At 69.6% G+C, this 342-nt stretch carries 1 protein-coding gene; it reads left to right on the forward strand.

From position 1 onward, the window contains the following. On the forward strand, positions 1–252 hold a 252-nt coding region (locus tag D0817_RS26940; protein WP_161568483.1), incomplete at its 5' end, for a hypothetical protein. Between the last annotated feature and the right edge of the window lie 90 nt (positions 253–342).

Genomic DNA, 342 nt, shown 5'->3' on the forward strand with positions numbered 1-342 from the left:
AAGCTCGCCGCGGGGCAGCTGCAGGGCGTGTATTTCTCGGACCGGATCACGCCCCAGTACTACGGGCGCCAGAACGGGGTGGGCCTGAAACTGCTCAGGCTGCCCACGCCGCCGCTGGCCCTGCACAGCGCCTTCAGCCCGGGCGCCCCGACCCACTTGCGCGAGCGCTACCGCAAGGCCGTGCGCACCGCCTTCGCCAACGGCCGCTTCGAGAGCTATATGCACCAGGCGCTGGCGCTGCCGCCGCGCTGAGGCGGCGTTCAGTCGGGCGCGGCCTCGATACTGAACAGTTGTTCCACCGTCACACCGAGCACCTTCGCCAGCTTGAGCGCAAGCAGGGTC

This window comes from Flavobacterium cupreum (assembly GCF_003996965.1).
Classification (GTDB): domain Bacteria; phylum Bacteroidota; class Bacteroidia; order Flavobacteriales; family Flavobacteriaceae; genus Flavobacterium; species Flavobacterium cupreum.